General features: G+C 68.4%; 17 protein-coding genes and 1 pseudogene. 9 read left to right on the forward strand and 9 right to left on the reverse strand.

The annotated features are described in order from the left end of the window. Nucleotides 1–34: 34 nt before the first annotated feature. Entirely contained in the window at nucleotides 35–556 is a 522-nt protein-coding gene (locus EV284_RS19555) for a hypothetical protein (protein WP_130335854.1), read from the reverse strand. A 196-nt stretch (nucleotides 557–752) separates the two neighbouring features. Between EV284_RS19555 and EV284_RS19560 the strand changes: the two genes are divergently transcribed. Then, entirely contained in the window at nucleotides 753–3,185 is a 2,433-nt protein-coding gene (locus tag EV284_RS19560; protein ID WP_130335857.1) for a hypothetical protein, read from the forward strand. 159 nt (nucleotides 3,186–3,344) lie between these two features. Here the strand turns inward: EV284_RS19560 and EV284_RS19565 are convergent, their stop codons facing one another. From EV284_RS19565 to EV284_RS19575, 3 genes are all read right to left on the reverse strand, one after another. Further along, complete coding sequence (locus tag EV284_RS19565) at nucleotides 3,345–4,106, reverse strand: isocitrate lyase/phosphoenolpyruvate mutase family protein (RefSeq protein ID WP_130335859.1); 762 nt, start codon at nucleotides 4,104–4,106, stop codon at nucleotides 3,345–3,347. A gap of 67 nt (nucleotides 4,107–4,173) precedes the next feature. Then, on the reverse strand, nucleotides 4,174–5,061 hold the full coding sequence (locus tag EV284_RS19570) for an MBL fold metallo-hydrolase (protein ID WP_130335861.1): 888 nt from the start codon (nucleotides 5,059–5,061) through the stop codon (nucleotides 4,174–4,176). Nucleotides 5,062–5,211: 150 nt separating this feature from the next. After that, entirely contained in the window at nucleotides 5,212–6,162 is a 951-nt protein-coding gene (locus EV284_RS19575; RefSeq protein WP_130335863.1) for an RNA-binding protein, read from the reverse strand. Nucleotides 6,163–6,314: 152 nt separating this feature from the next. On the opposite strand from EV284_RS19575, the gene EV284_RS19580 reads away from it, so the two are divergent. From EV284_RS19580 to EV284_RS19595, 4 genes are all read left to right on the forward strand, one after another. Continuing rightward, nucleotides 6,315–6,941, forward strand: a complete 627-nt coding sequence (locus EV284_RS19580; RefSeq protein ID WP_242625731.1) for a TetR/AcrR family transcriptional regulator — start codon at nucleotides 6,315–6,317, stop codon at nucleotides 6,939–6,941. 136 nt (nucleotides 6,942–7,077) lie between these two features. Beyond that, nucleotides 7,078–7,731, forward strand: coding sequence for a histidine phosphatase family protein (locus EV284_RS19585; RefSeq protein WP_130335865.1), 654 nt, complete (start codon nucleotides 7,078–7,080; stop codon nucleotides 7,729–7,731). Nucleotides 7,732–8,146: 415 nt separating this feature from the next. After that, nucleotides 8,147–9,193, forward strand: a complete 1,047-nt coding sequence (locus EV284_RS19590) for a GDSL-type esterase/lipase family protein (protein WP_130336480.1) — start codon at nucleotides 8,147–8,149, stop codon at nucleotides 9,191–9,193. Between the two features lie 187 nt (nucleotides 9,194–9,380). Continuing rightward, nucleotides 9,381–10,589: a hypothetical protein gene (locus EV284_RS19595; protein ID WP_130335867.1), complete on the forward strand. Its 1,209-nt coding sequence runs from the start codon at nucleotides 9,381–9,383 to the stop codon at nucleotides 10,587–10,589. A gap of 199 nt (nucleotides 10,590–10,788) precedes the next feature. Here EV284_RS19595 and EV284_RS19600 read toward each other — a convergent pair whose 3' ends face one another. Together EV284_RS19600 and EV284_RS19605 are read right to left on the reverse strand one after the other, a co-directional pair. Continuing rightward, nucleotides 10,789–11,511, reverse strand: coding sequence for an SMI1/KNR4 family protein (locus tag EV284_RS19600; RefSeq protein ID WP_242625732.1), 723 nt, complete (start codon nucleotides 11,509–11,511; stop codon nucleotides 10,789–10,791). An 11-nt stretch (nucleotides 11,512–11,522) separates the two neighbouring features. Beyond that, a pseudogene (locus tag EV284_RS19605) lies at nucleotides 11,523–12,236 on the reverse strand (transposase). 449 nt (nucleotides 12,237–12,685) lie between these two features. Here EV284_RS19605 and EV284_RS19610 point away from each other — a divergent pair. Beyond that, the gene (locus EV284_RS19610; RefSeq protein ID WP_130335869.1) at nucleotides 12,686–13,108 is read left to right on the forward strand and encodes an Imm1 family immunity protein; all 423 of its coding nucleotides are present in this window, start codon (nucleotides 12,686–12,688) and stop codon (nucleotides 13,106–13,108) included. Nucleotides 13,109–13,337: 229 nt separating this feature from the next. On the opposite strand, the gene EV284_RS19615 is transcribed toward EV284_RS19610, so the two are convergent. Further along, nucleotides 13,338–14,108, reverse strand: a complete 771-nt coding sequence (locus EV284_RS19615; RefSeq protein ID WP_130335871.1) for a transposase — start codon at nucleotides 14,106–14,108, stop codon at nucleotides 13,338–13,340. Between the two features lie 99 nt (nucleotides 14,109–14,207). On the opposite strand from EV284_RS19615, the gene EV284_RS19620 reads away from it, so the two are divergent. Then, nucleotides 14,208–14,615, forward strand: a complete 408-nt coding sequence (locus tag EV284_RS19620; RefSeq protein ID WP_130335873.1) for a hypothetical protein — start codon at nucleotides 14,208–14,210, stop codon at nucleotides 14,613–14,615. A gap of 113 nt (nucleotides 14,616–14,728) precedes the next feature. Here the strand turns inward: EV284_RS19620 and EV284_RS19625 are convergent, their stop codons facing one another. Beyond that, nucleotides 14,729–15,271, reverse strand: a complete 543-nt coding sequence (locus tag EV284_RS19625) for an SUKH-4 family immunity protein (RefSeq protein ID WP_130335875.1) — start codon at nucleotides 15,269–15,271, stop codon at nucleotides 14,729–14,731. Between the two features lie 409 nt (nucleotides 15,272–15,680). Here EV284_RS19625 and EV284_RS19630 point away from each other — a divergent pair, with 409 nt between their 5' ends. Further along, nucleotides 15,681–16,076 carry a DUF485 domain-containing protein gene (locus EV284_RS19630; protein ID WP_242625733.1) on the forward strand — a complete coding sequence of 132 codons (396 nt, stop codon included), beginning with the start codon at nucleotides 15,681–15,683 and terminating at the stop codon, nucleotides 16,074–16,076. Further along, entirely contained in the window at nucleotides 16,073–17,707 is a 1,635-nt protein-coding gene (locus EV284_RS19635; protein ID WP_130335879.1) for a cation acetate symporter, read from the forward strand. The genes EV284_RS19630 and EV284_RS19635 overlap by 4 nt, the downstream gene beginning before the upstream one ends. Before the next feature lie 157 nt (nucleotides 17,708–17,864). Here EV284_RS19635 and EV284_RS19640 read toward each other — a convergent pair whose 3' ends face one another. Continuing rightward, nucleotides 17,865–19,457: a sensor histidine kinase gene (locus tag EV284_RS19640; protein WP_242625734.1), complete on the reverse strand. Its 1,593-nt coding sequence runs from the start codon at nucleotides 19,455–19,457 to the stop codon at nucleotides 17,865–17,867. Nucleotides 19,458–19,537: the final 80 nt, after the last annotated feature.

The raw sequence follows: 19,537 nt of genomic DNA on the forward strand, positions 1-19,537 counted from the left end.
TCCTCCACGGCAGCGACCGGCCCTTCGTCCGGACTCAGCCGGGCACTCCCGCCCGCCACTGCTCGAACGCCGTGAAGTGCTCGAGCATCGTGGCGAGATGGTGCTCGCCCTCCGCGTAGAGGGACCCCACGTGGGAGAGGGGGACGACGGTGGGCAGGGGGTCTTCGCCCGCCTCCTCGTCGGCGTCCAGCGCGTCCGCCTCAGAGGCCGTCAGGCCGTCCCGCGGGTAGGTGAGGCGGGGGGAGCCGGGCCAGTCCTCGCCGGGGCGCGGGCCGTCGGGGGACCACGCCCAGACGGCGCCGTGGCGGCGGACGGCGACCTCGCCCAGGTAGAAGGCGGCGGCCATCAGGCAGGGGTCGTCCTGGTGGTGGTAGACGTCCTCCCAGGTGCCGTAGCGGGAGAGCAGGAGCCGTTCGAGGCGGCCGAGCGAGGCGGGGGAGCAGTCCCAGTCGCCGCCCGTCTCGGCGGCCAGGGCGTCGAAGGCGGTGCGCGCCGCTTCCAGCCATGCGTCCAGGCGCGGGTTGTGGTGCCAGGCGGGGTCGTCGATGCTGCGCATGACCATGACTCTACGGCCCGTACGCCCCGTACGGCCGGATGTAACGATCCTGTGTGCGGCGGCAGTTGACGCAGACATGCAACGCGACACGATGGCTAGAGTGAGCAAATCGGCGTCACAGTCACGGGGGCCCTGGCGCCGACCGTGAACCCGTATTCGCAGGGCTCCCGTTCGGAGAACCCTCGTGACTCAAGTGATGACGGCATCGCGCCGCCGTGTGTGGCCGCGTGCCGCGCTCGCCTTAACCGCGGCGGGCGTTCTGACACTGACCGGCCTGCCAGGTCTGCACGGCGACCTCGCGTACGCGGCCAAGGGGAAGCGCTGCGACAGCCTCCCGGGCGTCACCAGCACCCGGCCGGGCACCGGCAACCTCCCCTGGGACCGCGGCCTGAAGGTCCGTGCCCCGAGTGACCGGGACTCCTACACCTACGACGCGCCCCGGCAGAGCTTCGACGGGCTCACGCTGCCCGGAGACGCCGAGAACCCGACCGACGAACAGGCGGCCCAGCGCGCCAAGTTCCTCGCGAAGTTCGACAAGCCCTACACCTCCTACCCGGAGGACAGCGAGGAGCGCGTCTTCGCCCGGTACAAGAGCTACCTGAACAACGGGAACCCGAAGTACAAGACGTTCGCGGACTGGCTCGAGGGCGGCTACATCATGCCGCACAACAACAACAAGCGCGGCGCCGCCTTCGAGACGAAGGTGATCAACGATCTCGGCCTGGTCGGCGAGGACTGGCTCTGCCAGGAAGAGATCGCCATCAAGGACAAGAACGGCAAGCCCGTCATGGTCAGTGACGGCAAGGGCGGCCAGAAGCCGCTGGTGCGCAAGTTCGACGCCGTGAACTACAAGACCGGGCAGTTCCTGGAGTTCAAGGCCGGGCCCGGCCGTGACACCGGACAGGACCTGGCGAACAGGAGATTCCTGGAGGACCCGCGCTTCCAGAACGGCGAGCTGGCCAGGAACGGCCGCATCTCCTACGTCAACGGCCAGTCCAAGGACTCCGCCACCACCAAGTACCTCGGCCGCATGGCCGAGCAGTACAAGGGGACCGACGGACAGCCCCGCGTCCGCGCCTACGAGCACCTCTCCACGGACGTCCCCAAGTACAGGTCCGTCAGCTACAAGCACGTGTCCGGCACCACCAGGCCGGACCCCAACTTCGCCGCGAACGGCAACAACCGGCTCGGCGGTTCGGCCTCACGCACCATCGGCCAGTCCCCGGAGACCCCGAAGGAGATGGCCGACCGCATCCGCCGCCTCGGCGGCAGCGGCCCCGCGCGCTTCGGCGTCCGCGGTCCCGGCGGCGTCGACTTCTCCACCCTCGACCTCGCCTACGTCGGCAAGCCCGTCAAGGGCAAGGGCCTGCCGTACGCCTTCTCCGCGGACAAGGTGCAGGACGAGACCCAGGACAAGGGCTGGGGCGGCAAGGCCAAGGCCCAGCTCATCTCCGACTCCTTCTTCACCTGGCTCGCGCTCACGCCGGACAAGTTCTGGGTCAACCTGAACCCCGACCAGCCCGACCAGATCATGGACAAGACCTTCGGCAAGACCGACGCGGGCCGTGTCCTGCTCCAGGCCGACCTCCAGATGAAGCACGACTACGCCAAGGACGTCGACTACCGCAAGGACCCCGGCAAGCAGTACGCCGAGGCCATGCGCGCCGCCGACATCCCGTGCGGCGACACCATCCGGCTGTGGATCACCCCGAAGACGGCCAAGGTCCGCGCCGACGACGGCGGTCTCTACATCCTCGACACCCCGCTGAAGGTCAACGTCGACCACATCGACCGTGACACCCCCGACCCCAACGGCAACGACTGCAAACTGACCAAGGCCCAGCAGGACACCGCGAACGGCCTGCTCAAGCAGTACATCATCCCGGGCGTCGAGAAGAAGGTGAACACCTCCGCCGACTACGCCGACCTGCGCCGCGTCTACAGCGCCCGCGTGGCCGCCGAGTACGTCCGCCAGAGCGACGCCGAGCAGGCCGGGGACTACCACGCGGTCATCGACAGCGGTGACGTCGCCCGCTGGCCGGTCCGTTCGCCCAACCGGTCGTGGACGCCCAAGCAGACCTGGGACGACTACATGAAGTCCTTCACCAAGGGCGACTACACGCTGCCCTGCGAGGTGGGGGGTCAGCAGAAGATGTGCGTCATGGGCGGCGTCGACTTCGGCAAGGCGCCCAAGCAGAACATCACCCGCGTGGAGTTCAAGGCCCAGCACCCGAACCTGGAGAAGACGACGAAGATCGCCACCGAGGGCCAGACGGAGAGCGCCGACAACCCGGCGCTCGCCCTCCTCGGCGGCGGCAGCGCCTTCGCCGGTGACGGAGGCGGGTCGACACCGACTCCGACGCATTCGTCCGAGCCGACCCATCGGCCCACCCCGGCTCCGTCGGACCACGGCAGCACGCCTCCGGCGAACCACACCCCCTCGCCGAGCCCCTCCACCCCGGCCGGCGGTCCCACGCCACCGGCCACCCCGCCCTCCGACGGCAACGGTGGCGGCGGTCTCGCCGCCACCGGTACCCAGGTGCTCGCCGTCGCCGGGCTCGCCGCCGCGCTCCTCGCGGCCGGACTCGGCCTGCTCTGGGCCAAGCGCCGCAGGACCGGCCGGCAGTAACCGGCACACGGCAGGAATCCCGGCCCCGCATCCACAGCACCTCGGATGCGGGGCCGGTCCACGGGCGTCAGCGGTTGCCGCGAGCCCCTCGCCGGGCGAGCGGAGGGAGCGCGGCGCCGATACCCCGGAGTCGTCGGCCGAGGCGGCGCGGCGGGAGTTCTACGGCGCCCAGGGCTTGAGCATGTCCTTCATGGAGTCCGTCAGGGCGAGTTGCAGCAGCGGGCCGTAGGTGACGCGGCCGACGCCGAGGCGGCGGAAGCGGTCGAGGTCGTGCCGCACGGGGTGGGCGGTGGAGTTCACGGGGATGGAGACAGCGCTGGTCACAGCGGTCAGCAGGTCGTCGTCGTCCTGGATGCCGACCGGGTAGACGCTGTCGGCGCCCGCCTGTTCCATGGCCCGCAGGCGCTCGATCGCCTCGTCGAGGACGGCGGCGGGGTTCTCCGCGTGCAGGAAGAGGTCGGTGCGGCCGTTGACCCACACCGGGACCCCGGCCTTGTCGGCCGCCGCGCGGAGGCCGGCGATGTAGTCGGCGTGCTCCTGGGTGCCGCGCACGCGTCCGCCGTCCGAGTGGACGGTGTCCTCCAGGTTGAGGCCGACGCCGCCGACCTCGACGAGTCCGGCGACGAGATCCGCGGGCTCCTGTCCGTACCCGGCCTCCAGGTCCACCGACACGGGGATGTCGACCGCCGCGATGATCGGCCTGACGGCGGCGAGCACCTCCTCGAAGGTCTGCCCCTCGTGGTCCTCGGCTCCTCGGGAGTCGGCGAGCGGATGACTGCCGATCGTCAGCGCGGGGAAACCGGCGCCGGCCGCCGTCCGCGCGGACCAGACGTCCCAGACGGTCGGCAGTACGAGGGGCTGGTACTCGGCATGCAGCTTCTTGAGTCGTCGGGCGCGCTCAACAGTGGTGTGTAGGTCCATGGCGTGGACGCTACCCCTGGACCGACGGGCGGACGCGGCGACCTCGGAAAGGCGAAGGGGGCTGCCGTCAGGTGGTCCGGAACAACCCCGGCTCGGTCTCCGTCACCAGGCCCTTGGCTGCCAGACGGGCCAAGTGGTGTGTTGCCGTGCGGCGTTCAACCGGGTCCACATGTGGTCCCGACACATGTGGCCGGTACACAAGGCGGTGCTCGGCGATCTCGGGGACCGTCCGCGGCTCGGTGAGGAAGGCCAGCAGTGCCGCTTCCCGCCGTTCGACCACCTGCGCGTACTCGGCGAGCCCGCGCCGGAACTCCTGGGCCCCCTCGATCACGCCCTTCTGGTGGGCGGTGCCGTACCAGCGGGCGTCGATGTCCGCGCACCGGCGCATCGACGCCTCGAAGTCGGCCAGGTCGCTGCGGGCGTCGCCGTAGAACGGACCGAACGAGGTCAGGTCCATGTCCGCGACGAACAGGAAGCCGTCCGGCTCGATCAGGAAGCCGCTGTGGCCCGGTGTGTGGCCGGGGAGATGGACCACCGTCACCGTGCGGCCGCCGAGGTCGAAGACGGTGCCGTCGGTGAAGCCGAGGGCGTCCGGGCGTCCCGTCACGTGGAAGTCGTCGCGCAGCATCCGGTCGGCGGCGCGGGCCTCCTCGGGCGGGTAGCCGAACCCGGCGACCATGAGTTCGCGGGACCGGAGCGGGCCGAGGTCGCCGACGTGGACGTGCACCGGCACGTCGTAGCTGCCGAGCCCCGCGATGTGGTCCTCGTGCGCGTGGCTCACCAGGACCACGTCGGCGGGCGGCGCGCCGTTGACGAGAGACAGCGAGGGGTCGACGACCAGCGCGGCGTCCGTACCCCGTACGAGGAGCGAGTTGGCGCACGGATACGCGCCGCGCCGGGCGCCGACCAGCACCATGACCTCGCCGTAGGCCTCCTCGGTGTACTCCCCGCCCATGTGCGGCCACCCCACCCCTCAGCTGACGCGCCTGAAATTGGAATCGCGATCGAAACCGTAGCAGTGCCCGCGGAGCGTCAGCCGAGCGCGTCGATCCCCGGTGTGAGAGTGAGCCGATTGAGGAGGTAGGTCACCTGGCTGCCCTCGTGGTCACCACCGGGCGCGCAATACGCCGTCACTGTCCGGGAGGGCGGCACGGAGCAGCGGGTGGTGTTCGGCGAGGGTCAGGGGCAGGGCGCAGGCGGCTCGGGCATCCGCCACGAGGGCGCCGAGTTCCTGGTAGTCGGTGTCGTCGACGATCGCGTGGCTGATTGTGCCGTCCGGTGTCTCCCAGACGAACTCGACGGATTCGTCCTGGGGCAGTGCGGCGAGGACGGCGCCGACGTCCGGGTTCAGGTCGGGCCAGACGGTCAGCAAGGCGCGCGGGCCGAGACCGGCGCGCACGGTGTCGAGGCTTTCCGGCGTGATCCGGTGCCACCGCGCGGCGTTGCGGACCCGGCTTTCCTCGAGGAGCAGCGCATGCCGTGAAGCCAGCATGGTGTGCACGCCTCTCCAGAAGTCCTCGTCGGCCGGCTCCGTCACTTCCGCCTCGTCGGCCTCGGCCGCATAGGGCGAGGCCGTGAGCGGTTCCGGGAAGAGTCCGAGTTCCCGCGTACGGGCCACGGCGTCCGCACAGGGCCGGTCGCTGCCGACGTACACGTACTGATCCCACCCGACATGTACGGTGAACAGGTCCCCCACCTCCAGTCGGCACCAAGCGCCCTGGTCGCGGAGCATGGCCCGGACCAGTTCCAGGGCGACCGGAAGAGAGACCTCGGCCCCGTCGTGGTAGCCGGTGAGGTCGGGCGGGAAGAGCCCGCCGAGGCCGTGTCCCGTGTCTGAGGGCTCCCCGCCGAAGTGGACGAAGCCCGTGACCGCAGGGTCGCGGATCTCCAGCCGGTCGATGCCCGAGCCCTCTGCGAAGGCGGCCACCGCCTCCAGGTACGCCGCTTCGACCGGCCCGTGGTCGCTGACCGTGTCCTCGGTGCCGGTGTAGTGACCGTGCTCGTCGCGGTCGGCGGGGTCGTATCTGGTGATCCGGTGGACGAAGGCCGGCGGCACGCTACTCCTCGGACGGGCGGAAGGAGTGCCCAGCGTAGATCCCGGCCCTGACGCTCCGGCCCGGGGGAGGGTAACTCTGCCGCTGACGGGCCGACTTCGCCGCCAAGTCACCACCTCAACCGCCATGGACTCCGCTGATATGATCCCGAATCGTGTTCGACAAGGATTCGGCGACGTCCACCCGGCCCCCCGTCGTCCAGCGGCGCGGTGTGGAGCGCAGGCGCGCCATTCTCGACGCGGCCGAGGCGCTGCTCGCGGAGCAGGGGTACGAGGCGGCCACGCTCAAGGCCGTGGGGGAGCGGGCGGGTATTCCGACCGCGTCGATGTACCACTACTTCCCGGACCGGTACCAGGTCGACGCCGAGCTGCTCCAGCACCATGCGCGGCAGCTCGACGCCCTCGTGCACGGTGTGCTGGAAGCCCCCGAGCCCTGCACGCTCGAAGGCGTCGCGGACGCCCTCATCGACGCGGTGCTCGCCTACTTCCGCGGCCATCGCAGCTGCACCGAGCTGTGGTTCGCGGGGCGCACCGAGACGCTGGAGGCGCTGGTCCGCGGCTTCGACGAGGCCCAGGCGGAGCGGCTCTGGCTCCTCCTGACGGAGCGGAACCTCATCGCCGCCGACACCCCGCGCCACGTCGCGCAGATCGCCTTCGAGATCGCGGGCCGGTTCTTCGACATCGCGTTCCGGCGCTCCCCGGACGGCGACGACGTGACGATCGACGAGGGGCGCCGCATGCTGACCGCGTACTTCCGGACCTACGCCCCCGCGGAGGCGTAGCCCGGCTGCCGGCGCAGCGGCTCGTCCCGCGCGCCCCGCTCGCCAGGCCGCTTCTCCCGGCGGTGCGCGGGCACAGCCGACAGCTTCATTCCACGAAGCGCCTGACAATCGACAGAAGAGGAACGGGAGTTCCGCCATGCCACTGATCTGCCTCGTCCGCCACGGCCAGGCCTCCGCGGGGGCGGACGACTACGACGTCCTCTCCGAACCCGGCCGCGTCCAGGCGGCCGCCGTCGGCCGGGAACTCGCGCGCCGGGGCCTGCGGGACCCGTACGTCGTGTCGGGCACCCTGACCCGTCAGCGCGACACGGCCCAACTCCTCGCGGACGCGGCCGGATTCGAGCGACCGCGCCATCAGGACGCGCGCTGGAACGAGTACGACCACCTCGACCTCATCGCCCGCTACGCCCCCGCGCCCGGCCGGAGCTCCTCGACGCAGGACCTGCTCGACCACGCCCTGTCGGCCTGGATGCGGGACCCCGCCGCCACCGATGCCAACGGCGAGACCTGGGCCGCGTTCGCCGGGCGCGCCGCTGCCGCACTGGCCGAGTTGTCCGCCGGTCTCGGCAGGGGGCGGGACGCGGTCGTCGTCACCTCGGGCGGTGTCCTCGCCGCACTGTGCGCAACGCTGCTCTCACTGCCCCACGAGGGAGTCGTCGCCCTGAACCGGGTGGCCGTCAACGCCTCCGTCACCACCCTCGCGGTGGGGGCGTCCGGCACCACCCTGCTGACCTTCAACGAGCACGCCCATTTCAGCGGTGACAGGCGGCAGTTGCTCACCTATCGCTGAGCCGCGGACCGCACCCTCCAGGTCCCCCGCGGAAGCCAGGTCGCCGAGCGGGGGACTGCCCGGCCGTGCGGGGCCGGGAAGGTGCCGCCCGGTCGGGTGGCGCCCTCTGGCCTAGGCGGTGTCTTCCAATGATTCTCGCTGGTGGATCACGGTGTCGTCATACGTCGCCATGAATGTATGACCGCCCGGGGAGCGCGGCCTCCGCGCCCTCGACACTGGGGGAAGCCGGTGACCGCGTGGTGCACTCGACAGGTGCCCTCGCGACGGTAGAAACGACGGCATGGCACCGCCCCGGAACATGCGTCAGAAGGCACTCATCACTGCGACTACCGGCACGCTTGCTGTGTTGGCCGCTCTGGTGTCTGCCTCTGCTCTTCCCGCCCAGGCGGCTGCGGCGGACGAGAGACCCTTGCTGGTGACGCTGGGGGACAGCTTCATCTCCGGTGAGGCCGGCCGGTGGGCCGGCAACAGCAACGAGTCCGCGGCCGGTCATGCGGGCACCGACCGGGCATGGGACCCGCAGACCGGCGCCAGTGACCCTCACACGGTGTACGGCGCCACCTACGACGACGGCTGCAACCGTTCCGACAGCGCCGAAGTCCACTCCGCTCCGGGTTCGGACCGGCGCGTCAATCTGGCCTGCTCAGGCGCCACGTCGACTGCGATCCTGCTTCCCGAGAACGGCGGCGAACTCTTCAAGGGCCAGCCCTCCCAGGCGGAGCAGCTCCAGATGGCCGCCGACGGCCACCCCGTGCACGCCGTCGTCATGTCCGTCGGCGGCAACGACCTCGGCTTCTCGGGCATCATCAGCACCTGCGCCAAGAACTTCGTCAAACCCCCGCTCTTCGCCAAACCCTGCTCGCCCACCCAGGCCGAGGTCGTCGACCAGCGCCTGCCGGCCATGCGCGCTGCCGTCACCGCAGCGGTCCGCGACGTACGCACCGCGATGACCCGAGCAGGTCATCCGGCCGGCAGTTACCGGCTCATTCTGCAGTCCGCGCCCAGCCCGCTGCCGGACGCCGCTCGGATCCGGTATCCCGGCGACAAGTACGATCGCCTCTACACCGGCGGCTGCCCGTTCTTCGACAAGGACCTGACCTGGGCGCACGACGAGTTGGGACCTGCCGTCAGCGCCGGCCTCGCCCGGGTGGCCCAGGAGCAGAAGACCGAGTTCCTCGACCTCTCCCATGCATTCGACGGGCGAGAGGTCTGCTCCGACACCACCAGCCTTGTCGGGAAGGGCGAGCGCCCCTCCGGTGTCCGCAGCGAGTGGGTCCGCTTCACCGCCAGCGGCCTGGGACAGGGCCAGCGCCAGGAGTCCTTGCACCCGAACTACTACGGCCAGCTCGCTCTCGGCACCTGCCTCGGCCTGGTCCTCGAGCGTAGGCCCGGTGCCTACCGGTGCGACAACATTCCCCGGCAGTCACCCCAATCCATGACGGTGCAGCCCGCCGACTCCTGATCTCTTTCAGCACGGACCCAGCTCAACCGCGACGAACGGCGGGCCCCCAGAAGAGTGATCATTCCGCTTGCCCGTCACCGGCCGGTCGATGGTGGGGGAAATCTGTTGACGTCGGCGACTTGCTGTACTTGTCCGCGCCGCTTTGATCTGCGTTTTCGAGTCATTCCGCGACAGGGAGTGTGAAGAAATGAACGAGTCGTACACTGTCGACAAAGCCCCTGGGGTGAGTGGTATGGGGAGGGATTCATTCGCGAGCCCTGACGCCATTCCTGCCAACGGCCTTCGGTATGCGGTCGCTCTACCGTTCTACCAGAAGCACGGAATCTACATCGAGGATGCGGGTAAACCCATCCAGGTAAAAGGGGGAGCCCATGAGCTGACGATCGGAGAAAAATGGTCCACCACTCAAACGATCCCTGTGGGTGGCGGTGGCGGTAGCGAAGACTGGCGCAGCACCATCAAATCTGTACTGGGGATCATCGTAAAAACGGCGGAGAACGCTCTCAGGGAGAAGTATCCCCTCCTCCCGGACGGCGCGATTTCCGGCCTCCTCGGATTCAGCGCAGGCAGCGCAGATTCGGTCAGCAAGCAGGAGGAGGTCTCCTTCAGCGTCAGCGACAAGGTCAAAATCGTTCCCCTCGCCGGAAAGACGATCCTCGCCCGGCCTGTATATTTCAAGGTGAAATCAGTCTCCGACGAGTGGGTGAAAGAAGCCGACGGACGTCTGAAGCTGGTGCGGAGAAGTGTCGTATCGGACGTCGTGGTGAAAATGGGCTGGATCCTGGAATGCCCGGACGCCAAAGGAGGCATGAGGCTCGCCCGGCAAATGCCGAGCGAGCCGAGAGAAGGAGTGGAATATGATTATCAGGCTGATACGCTGCTCAATATTCCCACACCTCCTGACCCCGTAGTAGATGAATACGCTCCGCCCACCGGGCCGCCCGACCGAATGGACGCAAATTCTGGTGAAAACCACGTCCGGTGGCGATTTACCGGCCCACAGGAAAGCACGGTGAAGTCTCTGGGGGGCGGACTGCGACGCGCCGGACGAGGGTTCAGTGAGGACTACTTCACGGGAATCTCGGTGCAGTGCCCACCCCAGAAGTACCAAGGAGATTCCAGGACGTACGAATCCTACCGATTCGATTACCGCATCGAGGGAACAAGTCCAAACGTCGGCAACTGGGACTGGGAAGAGCGGTCGGCGGGAACGATTTCTTTCACCAACGGCATGAGGACGATCGACCCGTGGGAGTCCGACCCTAAGACCATGGCTCAGCAGAGGGGAATCCCAGCCGACGGCTGCGAGTACACATATGACTTGCGATTTCATGTGTACGTGGCCACAGGGGCGGCTGCGCCGAAATTGCGCGTGAACATCATCCCTGTCACATAGATCGAGCTCGTAACAGGATCTTGCTGAGTGCCCTGGTCGGGTGTGACTGGTGTGAGGAAGCCTCTGATCTCGGAGGAGCCGGCCCAATCCGGGCCGCGCGCCGGCCACTTCGTTCGGTCAACCCCCGGTTGCCTCCTGCAAGAGCCACGCTGAATGAGCTGGACGTGGGATGCGACATCACCCTTGCTCGTAAGAGCAGTCACAGGACTTCATCCCAGACGTCGCCGCCGCCAGCCCAGGTCGCCAGCCACTTTCGTAGTGAGGCCGTCGCATGACACAGGCCGTTGTGAGGGTCGGTGTAACTGTCGGCGTCGTAGAGAAGCACTGGGTTGTCGACCGCGGTCAATGAGACATGCCATTCCATCGTGCAGCCGCCGTAGGTGAGGAAGAGCCATGATGGCGGCATGCCTTCAGACAGGTTGCGTTCGTGGACGCTGGCCGCGCACGGCCAGTCTCGCAAGTGCCTCGGAGCCCGGTTGCCGTCGGTCAGGGAGGCAAGGCCGCCATCGGGTCCGAATCCTCCGTTGGCGACCTCGGTGTAGACACGCCGAAGCAGTTCGGGAAGGCGGCGTCCGATTCTGCTCTCCGCCCTCTCGACCTCGGACAGGGAGATCGGAGGGAACAGAGGCCCGCGAGGAGCGTCGGCGTAGTAGTCAGTCACCTCCTCGGCCCCAGCCTTGAGCTGGACCGTCCCGTCACTGCCGTACGACACTATGTCGTCTCGATCCTGCTCCAACCGGGACTTGCCATAGCGCTCGACGATCCACGCGACGGGGACGTCCGCGCGGTCGAATCGCAGGCCCGGATCCCATGCGCGTGCCTGCAGCGCTTCGATCAACGCGTCGTCGTCCACTTCTTGCCCGGCCACCGGGCTGGGCTCATGGTGGAGTGGCGCTGGTACGTCGTCAGGAGAAAAGGTCACGCGCCAGGAGCCTACTGCTGCGCTTCGACTGCTCTCCGAAGCCGTCGGAGACAGATGATTCCGCAGGCGAGTTGAAGCATGCCTTGATGGAGGTCGGCTTGTCGCTCGTAGCGGGTGTGGAGTCGTTTGAACTGGTGGAGCCAGGCGAAGGCGCGCTCGACTACCCAACGGACCTTGCCCAGTCCGGAGCCGTGGGCGACGCCGCGTCGCGCGATCACGGGCTTGATGCCACGCGTCCACAGCAGGCGGCGGTACTTGTCGAAGTCGTAGCCCCGGTCCACGTACAGCCTCCGAGGCTTGCGGCGGGGACGTCCCCGCAGACCCCGGATGGATGGAACGATCGACGATCAGGTGGTGCGTGGATCCGGGGCGGGCTCGGTCGACAGGCGAGGGGCCGACGTGATCCCCTCTTTTAGGGCCCGGATGTGCGAGCCGTCCACGGCGCAGTCGTCCAGGTCCAGCAGGTCGGCGCGGCGCAACTCGTTCAGCAGGGCGGCGTGCAGGCGGGGCCAGGCGCCGCCGTCGGTCCAGTCCCGCAGCCGGCGCCAGGCCGTCACCCCGGAGCAGCCCACAGTCTCTGCGGGGACGTCACGCCGGGCGACACCGGTCCGGAGCACGTACAGGACGCCGGCGAGTGCCGCTCGGTCGGGAACACGCAACCGCCCTGGATACCGGTGGCGCCGCGCGGGAGCGGGCGGCAACAGCGGAGCCACCCAGTTCCTCAACGTGCGGTAGTTAGTTCGTCACTTCTTCGAACGTCACTTCCGCTGCTTCCAGCTTTCCGGAGACCTCGGCAGCTTCAAAGTCGAAGAGGCCACCGCCAAGACTGTCGAAGGCGTGGAACAGATTCTTGTCCGCCGGTAGATAGTCGCTGGTCTCATCAGAGTGTCAGCGTCCCGCAGGGCCCTCAATCTCAACCCGGGAGCGCCCGCCGTCGTAGCGGTTGGAGAGCCAGCGGCCGGCTCGGGCCTTGGAGCTCGTAACAGGATCTTGTTGAGGTGCCCTGGTCGGGCGTGACCCATGTGACAATTTGGCCGTTCGTGAGAGTGTGAGCACCTGACCGTGGATCGTGGACGACGCCTTGTGGACGGGCGACAAGACGCCGAGGGTGCACTGGGCGCGACAGAGGGGCGGGCGAGATGGTAAGTCGTCTTTTCGGGGGTGTTGCGTGACTATGAGAGGACTCGAGGTTCAGTTTCGGCCCGAGCACACGGAAATACCCGCTCGGCTGGGTAGCGAGGATGACGTGGATACTTTTATCGATGCCTTGCTAAGTGGGCAGCATGATCGTAGTTGTGCAGTGGTCTATTCGCTTGATCGCCCCATGATGCCATCGGGATATTGGGATCACGAGTTGTCTGTTGGGGTTGACAGGGTTGCCCAGGTGGGTGCGCTGACCCTCGCAGTCGATGACGGCTACGTTTCGAAGGGGCAAATGGATCGCGGGATAGGCGAGTACATGCTCTTGGGGCATGTACGGGAGTTCATGCCTGGATCAGAAATTCCCATCGATCTTGTCCGCGAGGCGGTGAAGGAGTTTCTCGTCAGCGGTGGTCAGATTCCGATGTGCATCGAATGGCAAACGGAAGAGTTTTGAGCTCGCATGAGGATCATGGTTGGGCCTTCTTGAGACGCCTCCAGTAGATGAGGCTGGGGCCCAACGAGGCGAAGGCGTCGTGTAGTTCGAGGCGTCGTTCCCATCGGACGGCGAGGCGTTGAACTGGTGGAGCAGTGCGAAGGTCTGCTCGACGACGTAGCGGAGCTTGCCCAGGCCCCTGATCTTCGGGTCGACTCGAGCACGGTTGGCCGCTGTGCGGCCCGCTGGCCTACCCGGCGAGGGCGAGGTTGTGCATCCGGGCGATGCCGAGCATGACGTGGTGGACACCATCGCCCCTCAAGCGGCAGTCGCGGAGGATCTTCCAAGTTTTCAGACGGGCGAAGACGTGTTCGACGCGGGCGCGGACCTGCTTGTGGGGCTTGTTGTGCTCCTCCGTCCAGGCCGGGAGTTCACTCTGGCCGCACTGCCGGCGGTGGGGGATGACGAGTCCGGTACGCGGGTAGCCGCCGTCGGCGATCGTAACGGTGTTGCCCACGGCAGCTTTGGCGCCGGATTCCTCCCACGCCTTGCAGTCGTTGCGGTTCCCCGTGAGCGGTAGGCCGACCACGACGATCAGGCGGATGTCGGCGCCGATGACGACCTGGTGGTTGATGGAGTACCGGTAGTTCTTCGACCGCTCGGCGATGGTGTGATCCCGGGTGGGGAGCAGGGTGCCGTCCACCATGAGCACGGTGTCCTTGGTGAACCGCTTGCGGGGTTGGAGGGCGAGCATCGGCCCGAGGTGGTCGATGATGCGGTCCGCTGCCGACTTGGACACCCCGAACAGTGGGGCGAGTTGGCGCATGGTCAGGTTCGTGCGCCAGCAGGCCGCGACCAGCAGGGCCCGGTCCTCCAGCGGAAGGCTCCATGGCCGGCCCTTGCGGACGGCGTCAGCACCCTGGCGCCTGAGAACGGTTACCAGCTTCCCGAACTGCCTCGGGCTCAGCCCGCTGAACGGGGCTGTCCAGGATGGCTCCGACGCCGTGATTGCACCAGCCACGGCGATATCGTCCCACCTTGATCATGGTGCGGGGCCGCTGGCCTCTGACGGGACACATCTCGGTCGCCTGGACGGATTCGGCATGAGAGCCTCACGCCCGTGGCTACTGAAACCGAGGTGGGAGAGCTGTTGCACCAGCGCGGCTGGAGGTCGGCGTTCACGGTCGCTGAAAGGGTGAACGCGTGGGCTGCCCTGGTGAGCGCCATCGAGCGAGGCTACGGCGACGACATCTACGAGTACACCAACGATCTCTACTGCCGAAACTGGCTGCATGAGGCATGGCTCCTGCTGGACGAACACGTCGTCCAGCTCTGGACCCCGCGGATCGAAGCCTTGGACGCGCAGTACAAGGCCGCGACCATCGACGACGACGGCCAAGCGCTCGATCAGTTCCACAGGGTGCCTGGCCCCGACCTGTGGTGGTGGCGGCGCCACCCCCGCATCCTCACCGGAGACCTCGGGCGTTCACTTCGCTCGGCCGCTGCCATCGGCGCCGACACGGCATGACCCTCAGCCTCGTGACTGGGGGGCTCGCATGTTGCGGTGTCGCGTGTTCTTGAGCCGCTCGACGCGCCGGACACGGTGAGTGATCGATTGGGGATCTTGGCGGCCGCGGGTAACTACCAGAGCCAGCGGTCGAGGAACTCGGCCCAGATGAAACCGTTGTAGCCGTCGAAGGCAGGTGGATCGATCTTCTTGAGTTCGTCAGCGAGCGTGCTGAGCTCGGCCAGGGCTTCGTCCTCGCGGTCGTCCGGATCGCCGAGGATCTCGGACTCGCTGACGTGCAGGCCGTAGTGGTGCAGGGTCCGTAGCCACAGGTCGATGGAGGAGTTGGCGAACCATGCCTCGCCTTGGGGAAGGACGTAGTGGACCGTGCCTGTCCCGGGTTCGACGCCGAACGACCATTCCATGCCGGGCACGAGGTCGCCATGGTGATTCTGGGTGAGGCGGTAGAGCGACCTACCATCTGATGTCTGGAGTGCTGGAGCCGCCTCCACCTGGAGCGATACGTACTCGATCAACTGATCGACGATGGGGATCCCGACATCAACCAGTAGTGCCCTCTGATCCTCGGGGATCTGCCAGCCCGACACTAGTGCCGAGTCTGCCCTTGTGACGTTTCCTGTGCCGGCCCAGGCAGTGAGCTCGTCAAACGTTGTCATGCGAGAGTCCTTCCGCGGCCGGCTGCGATGCGGACCCTATCGAGCAGGGCTGACAAGCACGTGACCCCATCGGGGACGACACACTCCTCAGTGGTCGCCGGGGGCGTATCGGCTCCAGGTTCCGCCGGCCTCGGTGACCAGGCGGGTAGTGGTCTTGTCGTGATAGCCGAGTGCCTTGGCGATGAAGCCGCTTCCGCCCCCGCAACGACTTGGGCGGCAACGGCCTGCCGCACTCCCGTCCGGCATCCGACAGCTCATGGCGAAGTATCACGACGCCACGATCCCCCGGCGATAATCATGAAGACACCGCCTAGAACGGTACCCGGCAGGGAACATGTCGACATAGCGTCATGGTCATCCCGCACGGTCCGTCTCTTTCCGGGCCCGGTCCCCGCCAGGAGATCACGAAGTGTCCTACGACAGCTCCGAGTTATCCTCCGATCGCCGCGAACCCAGTTGGTCGAGGGGAGACGGTACGACGGAGCCGGCGGGTCCGCGCTCCGGTCCGCACCGCACCCTGCGCATGCTGCGCCGCGCCTACCGCTGGCAGCGCCGCGTGGCGTCCCTCACCGCGCTCGGCTACTTCGCCGTCTTCCTCACGCTGACCGTCAAGGCCCCCGGGCTGATGACCCGTCCGGGGCCGGGCGGACTGCCCACCGGTCTCGTCCTGGCCCTCGTGCAGATCCCCGTCACCTGGCTGGCCGTCCTGCTCTACGAGGCCACCGCCTACCGGCTCGTCGACCCCTTGGCCCGCCGCGCCCGCCAGTCCTACCCGGCGCCCGTGCACCGGAAAGGAGGCCGGTGACGGAGTTCAGCGGTCCCGCGCAGTCCTGGTCCCTGGCCGCCTTCTGCTCCGTCGTCGCGCTGACCCTGCTGCTCTGCGTCCTCACCGGCCCGGACGCGGACGACCTGGCCGAGTTCTACACCGGATACAAGTCCCTCTCGCCCCTGCGCAACGGGCTCGCCATCGCCGGGGACTACATCTCCGCCGCCACCGTGCTCACCATCGGCGGCATCGTCGCGCTGTGCGGGTACGACGGGGTGGTCCTGGCGCTCAGTGCCGTACTGTCCCTGCTCCTGCTGATGTTCCTGCTCGCGGAGCCGCTCCACAACACCGGCCGCTACACCATGGGCGACGTGCTCGGCCACCGCCATCCCGCCCGGTCCGTCCGCATCGCGGCCTGCGCGGTCACCCTGCTCGCGCTCGTCCCGATGATGATCGTCCAGCTCGCCGGGGTGGGCGAACTCCTCGCCTACGTCATGGGGTTCACCGAGCCCGCCGCGAAGAACGGCTGTGTCGTCGGGGCCGGGATACTCATGATCAGCTACGCGGCACTGGGCGGCATGCGGGGTACGGCGCTCGTGCAGATCTTCAAGACGGTGATGCTGCTCGCCTCCGGGCTCGTCGTCAGCGGGCTGATCCTGCACACCTTCGGCTGGAGCACCGAGGCGCTCTTCCGGACCGCCGCGCGCGAGAGCGGGGCCGGGCCCGCGTACCTGCGCTGGGGACTGCAGTACTCCAGCAGCCCGCATCCCGCGCTGGACCTGGCGAGCACCCAGTGCGCGATCGTGCTGGGCGCCGGGTGTCTGCCGCACGTCACCATGCGCATGTACACCGCCGGGACGCCGCGCCAGGTGCGGCGGGCCATGTCCTGGGCGGTCTCCTCGGTCACCCTGTTCATCTTGATGCTCGTACTGATCTGCACCGGGGCCACCGCCCTCCTCGGGCACGCGCGCGTCACCGGGGCCGATCCGCACGGGACGACGGCCTATCTGCTCGGCGCCCGGGCCGCGTTCGGCAGCGATCTCTCGCGCTCGGAGAGCCTGCTCTTCGCCACGGTCACCACCGCCGTGTTCCTGACCCTGCTCGCGTCCGTGGCGAGCATGACGCTGGCCTGCGCGAACGCGCTCGCCCATGACCTGACTGCCTCCCGGCGCGTCCCGTTGGCACCGGTGCGGGAACTCACCCTCGCCCGCTCGTGCGCCCTGCTGGTCGGCATCCCCGTCATCCTGGTGGCCGCCCTCGCCCAGCACCGCAGCCTCCAGCCGCTGGCGACCCTCTCCTTCACCCTCGGCGCCTCGGCGATCGCGCCCGCGCTCCTCTACACCCTCTTCTGGCGCCGCTACACCCGCGCGGGCCTGCTCGCCACCCTCGTCGTCGGTTCCCTCACCGTCCTCGCCCTCACCCCGGGCACCACCCTCGTCTCCGGGACCCCCCTCTCCGCCTTCCCCGAGGCCGACTTCGACTGGTTCCCGTACAACACCCCGGCCCTCGCCTCCATCCCGGCGGGCTTCCTGGCCGGCTGGCTCACCTCCGTCCTGGCCCGCAAGTCCACCGCCGACCGGGAACGCGCCCGCTACGAATCCGCCGAGCACCGCCTCCTGACGGGGCCGCCGGCCCGGGACCGCTCGGCGGGAGGCTCGGACGGCTCTTGACGAGTTCCGGCAACGGGCCACGCGCGTCCGTGACCTCTGCGACCGGCTCGACCTCTCCGAACGCGGCCGGGTGTGGACCAACGCGCAGTTCATGCTCGGCGACGCGGGCGACGTGGGCGACGGGCACGGACGTCGACCGACGCGGCGCAGGCCGCTCCTACCGCGTCTCCGCCTGCGGGATCACGTCCTCCGGCTCGCCGGCCTGCGTCGGCCTGCTCGCCAGGGTGAAGACGATGCGGGTGCCCTTGGTGTGGGCGAGGTCCACCGCGATGGTGCCGCCGTGGAACTCGACGATCTTCTTGCACATCGCGAGGCCGATGCCGCTGCCCTGGTAGTGGTCCTTGGTGTGGAGGCGCTGGAAGATGACGAAGACCTTCTCCGCGTACTCGGGGGCGATGCCGATGCCGTTGTCGGTGACGGCGAAGCGCCAGAAGTCGCCGTCCTGTTCGGCGGAGATGTGGATGAGCGGGGTCTCGCCGGGGCGACGGAACTTGATGGCGTTGCCGATCAGGTTCTGCCAGAGCATGCCCATCTGCGTGGAGTCGGCGAGGAGGGTGGGGAGTTCGTCACGGGTGATCACCGCTCCCGACTCCTCGATGCTGACGCTGATCGCGGTGAGGGTCCGCTTCATCACCGTGTTCAGGTCGACGCTCTGGTGGGTGTTGTGCACGCGGCCCACGCGGGAGAAGTCGAGCAGGTCGTTGATGAGGGTCTGCATGCGGTTCGCGCCGTCGACGGCGAAGTCGATGTACTGGTCCGCCCGTGCGTCGAGCTGGCCGCCGTACCGCCGCTGGAGCAGCTGCGTGAAGCTGGACACCTTTCGCAGGGGTTCCTGAAGGTCGTGCGAGGCGACGTACGCGAACTGCTCCAGCTCCGCGTTGGACCGCTTGAGGTCGGCGGACTGCTCGTCCAGGCGCAGGCGGGCCTCCTCACTGAAGTCCAGCGCGCGCAGAAGCCGCTTGCGCATGGACTCGATCTCGTCGCTCAACTGCCGCAGGTCGGCGGGGCCGGTCGGGGTGATCGGGTGGCGGAAGTCACCCTCCGCGATGGTCCGGGCGTCCGCGCCGATCCGCTCCAGCGGCCCGGTGACACCCCGGCGCAGTGCCTCGGAGACGATCACCGCGAGGGCCACGATGACCGCCGCGATGGCGGTGAAGATCCAGTTCCGCAGGCGCATCGTGGCCGCCAGGTCCGCCCTGGTCGAGGCGCGGTCGGCGCGCAGCCGCTCCTGCTGAGCGGCCATCGCGGCGCGCGTGGCGTCGAAGGTCGTCCTGCCCTTGGCCGCGTTCTCGGTGGCCAGGGGCGAGGGCCGGCCGGCCGGTGAGGCCGCGATCGGCCGCGCGATCTGCGCCTGCCACGCCTCGATCCGGTCCTCCACCACCTTCAGGTCCCGCAGGCGCGCGGGATTGCCGCGCAGCAGGTCCGCCAGACTCTTCGTGTACGTCTTCTGCTGGCTGAGCCCCTGCCGGTACGGGTCGAGGAAGTCCGCGGTGCCGGTGAGTCCATAGCCCCGGATGCCCGTCTCCTGGTTGAGCAGGGCCGACTCCAGCCGGATCGAGGTGGTCAGCGCGGGGGACTTCACGTCCACGAGGTTGTCGCTGATCGACGCGGTCCGCTGGAGCGCCCAGCCGCCGGTCGCCCCGAGGAGCACCAGGACGGACATCGCCACGGTGACTCCCAGGCGAAGCCAGCGCCGAGTCGTCCACCGGGACGGCTCCCGCGGGTGCGGCGGCTTCTCGACGACGGTCATGCTCTGTTCTCCTCCGGGGTGACGGCCGCGATCGCAGCGGCGCAGGCATACCTTAAGCGACGGCGACAACAGTTGTTGTC

This window comes from Streptomyces sp. BK022 (assembly GCF_004217355.1).
Lineage (GTDB): Bacteria > Actinomycetota > Actinomycetes > Streptomycetales > Streptomycetaceae > Streptomyces > Streptomyces griseoluteus.

Excerpts from the sequence above, each read along its gene's own strand:
- EV284_RS19555 (WP_130335854.1), bottom strand. The coding sequence starts at position 556 with ATGCGCAGCATCGACGACCCCGCCTGGCACCACAACCCGCGCCTGGAC.
- EV284_RS19560 (WP_130335857.1), top strand. The coding sequence starts at position 753 with ATGACGGCATCGCGCCGCCGTGTGTGGCCGCGTGCCGCGCTCGCCTTA.
- EV284_RS19565 (WP_130335859.1), bottom strand. The coding sequence starts at position 4,106 with ATGGACCTACACACCACTGTTGAGCGCGCCCGACGACTCAAGAAGCTG.
- EV284_RS19570 (WP_130335861.1), bottom strand. The coding sequence starts at position 5,061 with ATGGGCGGGGAGTACACCGAGGAGGCCTACGGCGAGGTCATGGTGCTG.
- EV284_RS19585 (WP_130335865.1), top strand. The coding sequence starts at position 7,078 with ATGCCACTGATCTGCCTCGTCCGCCACGGCCAGGCCTCCGCGGGGGCG.
- EV284_RS19595 (WP_130335867.1), top strand. The coding sequence starts at position 9,381 with ATGAACGAGTCGTACACTGTCGACAAAGCCCCTGGGGTGAGTGGTATG.
- EV284_RS19610 (WP_130335869.1), top strand. The coding sequence starts at position 12,686 with ATGAGAGGACTCGAGGTTCAGTTTCGGCCCGAGCACACGGAAATACCC.
- EV284_RS19625 (WP_130335875.1), bottom strand. The coding sequence starts at position 15,271 with ATGACAACGTTTGACGAGCTCACTGCCTGGGCCGGCACAGGAAACGTC.
- EV284_RS19640 (WP_242625734.1), bottom strand. The coding sequence starts at position 19,457 with ATGACCGTCGTCGAGAAGCCGCCGCACCCGCGGGAGCCGTCCCGGTGG.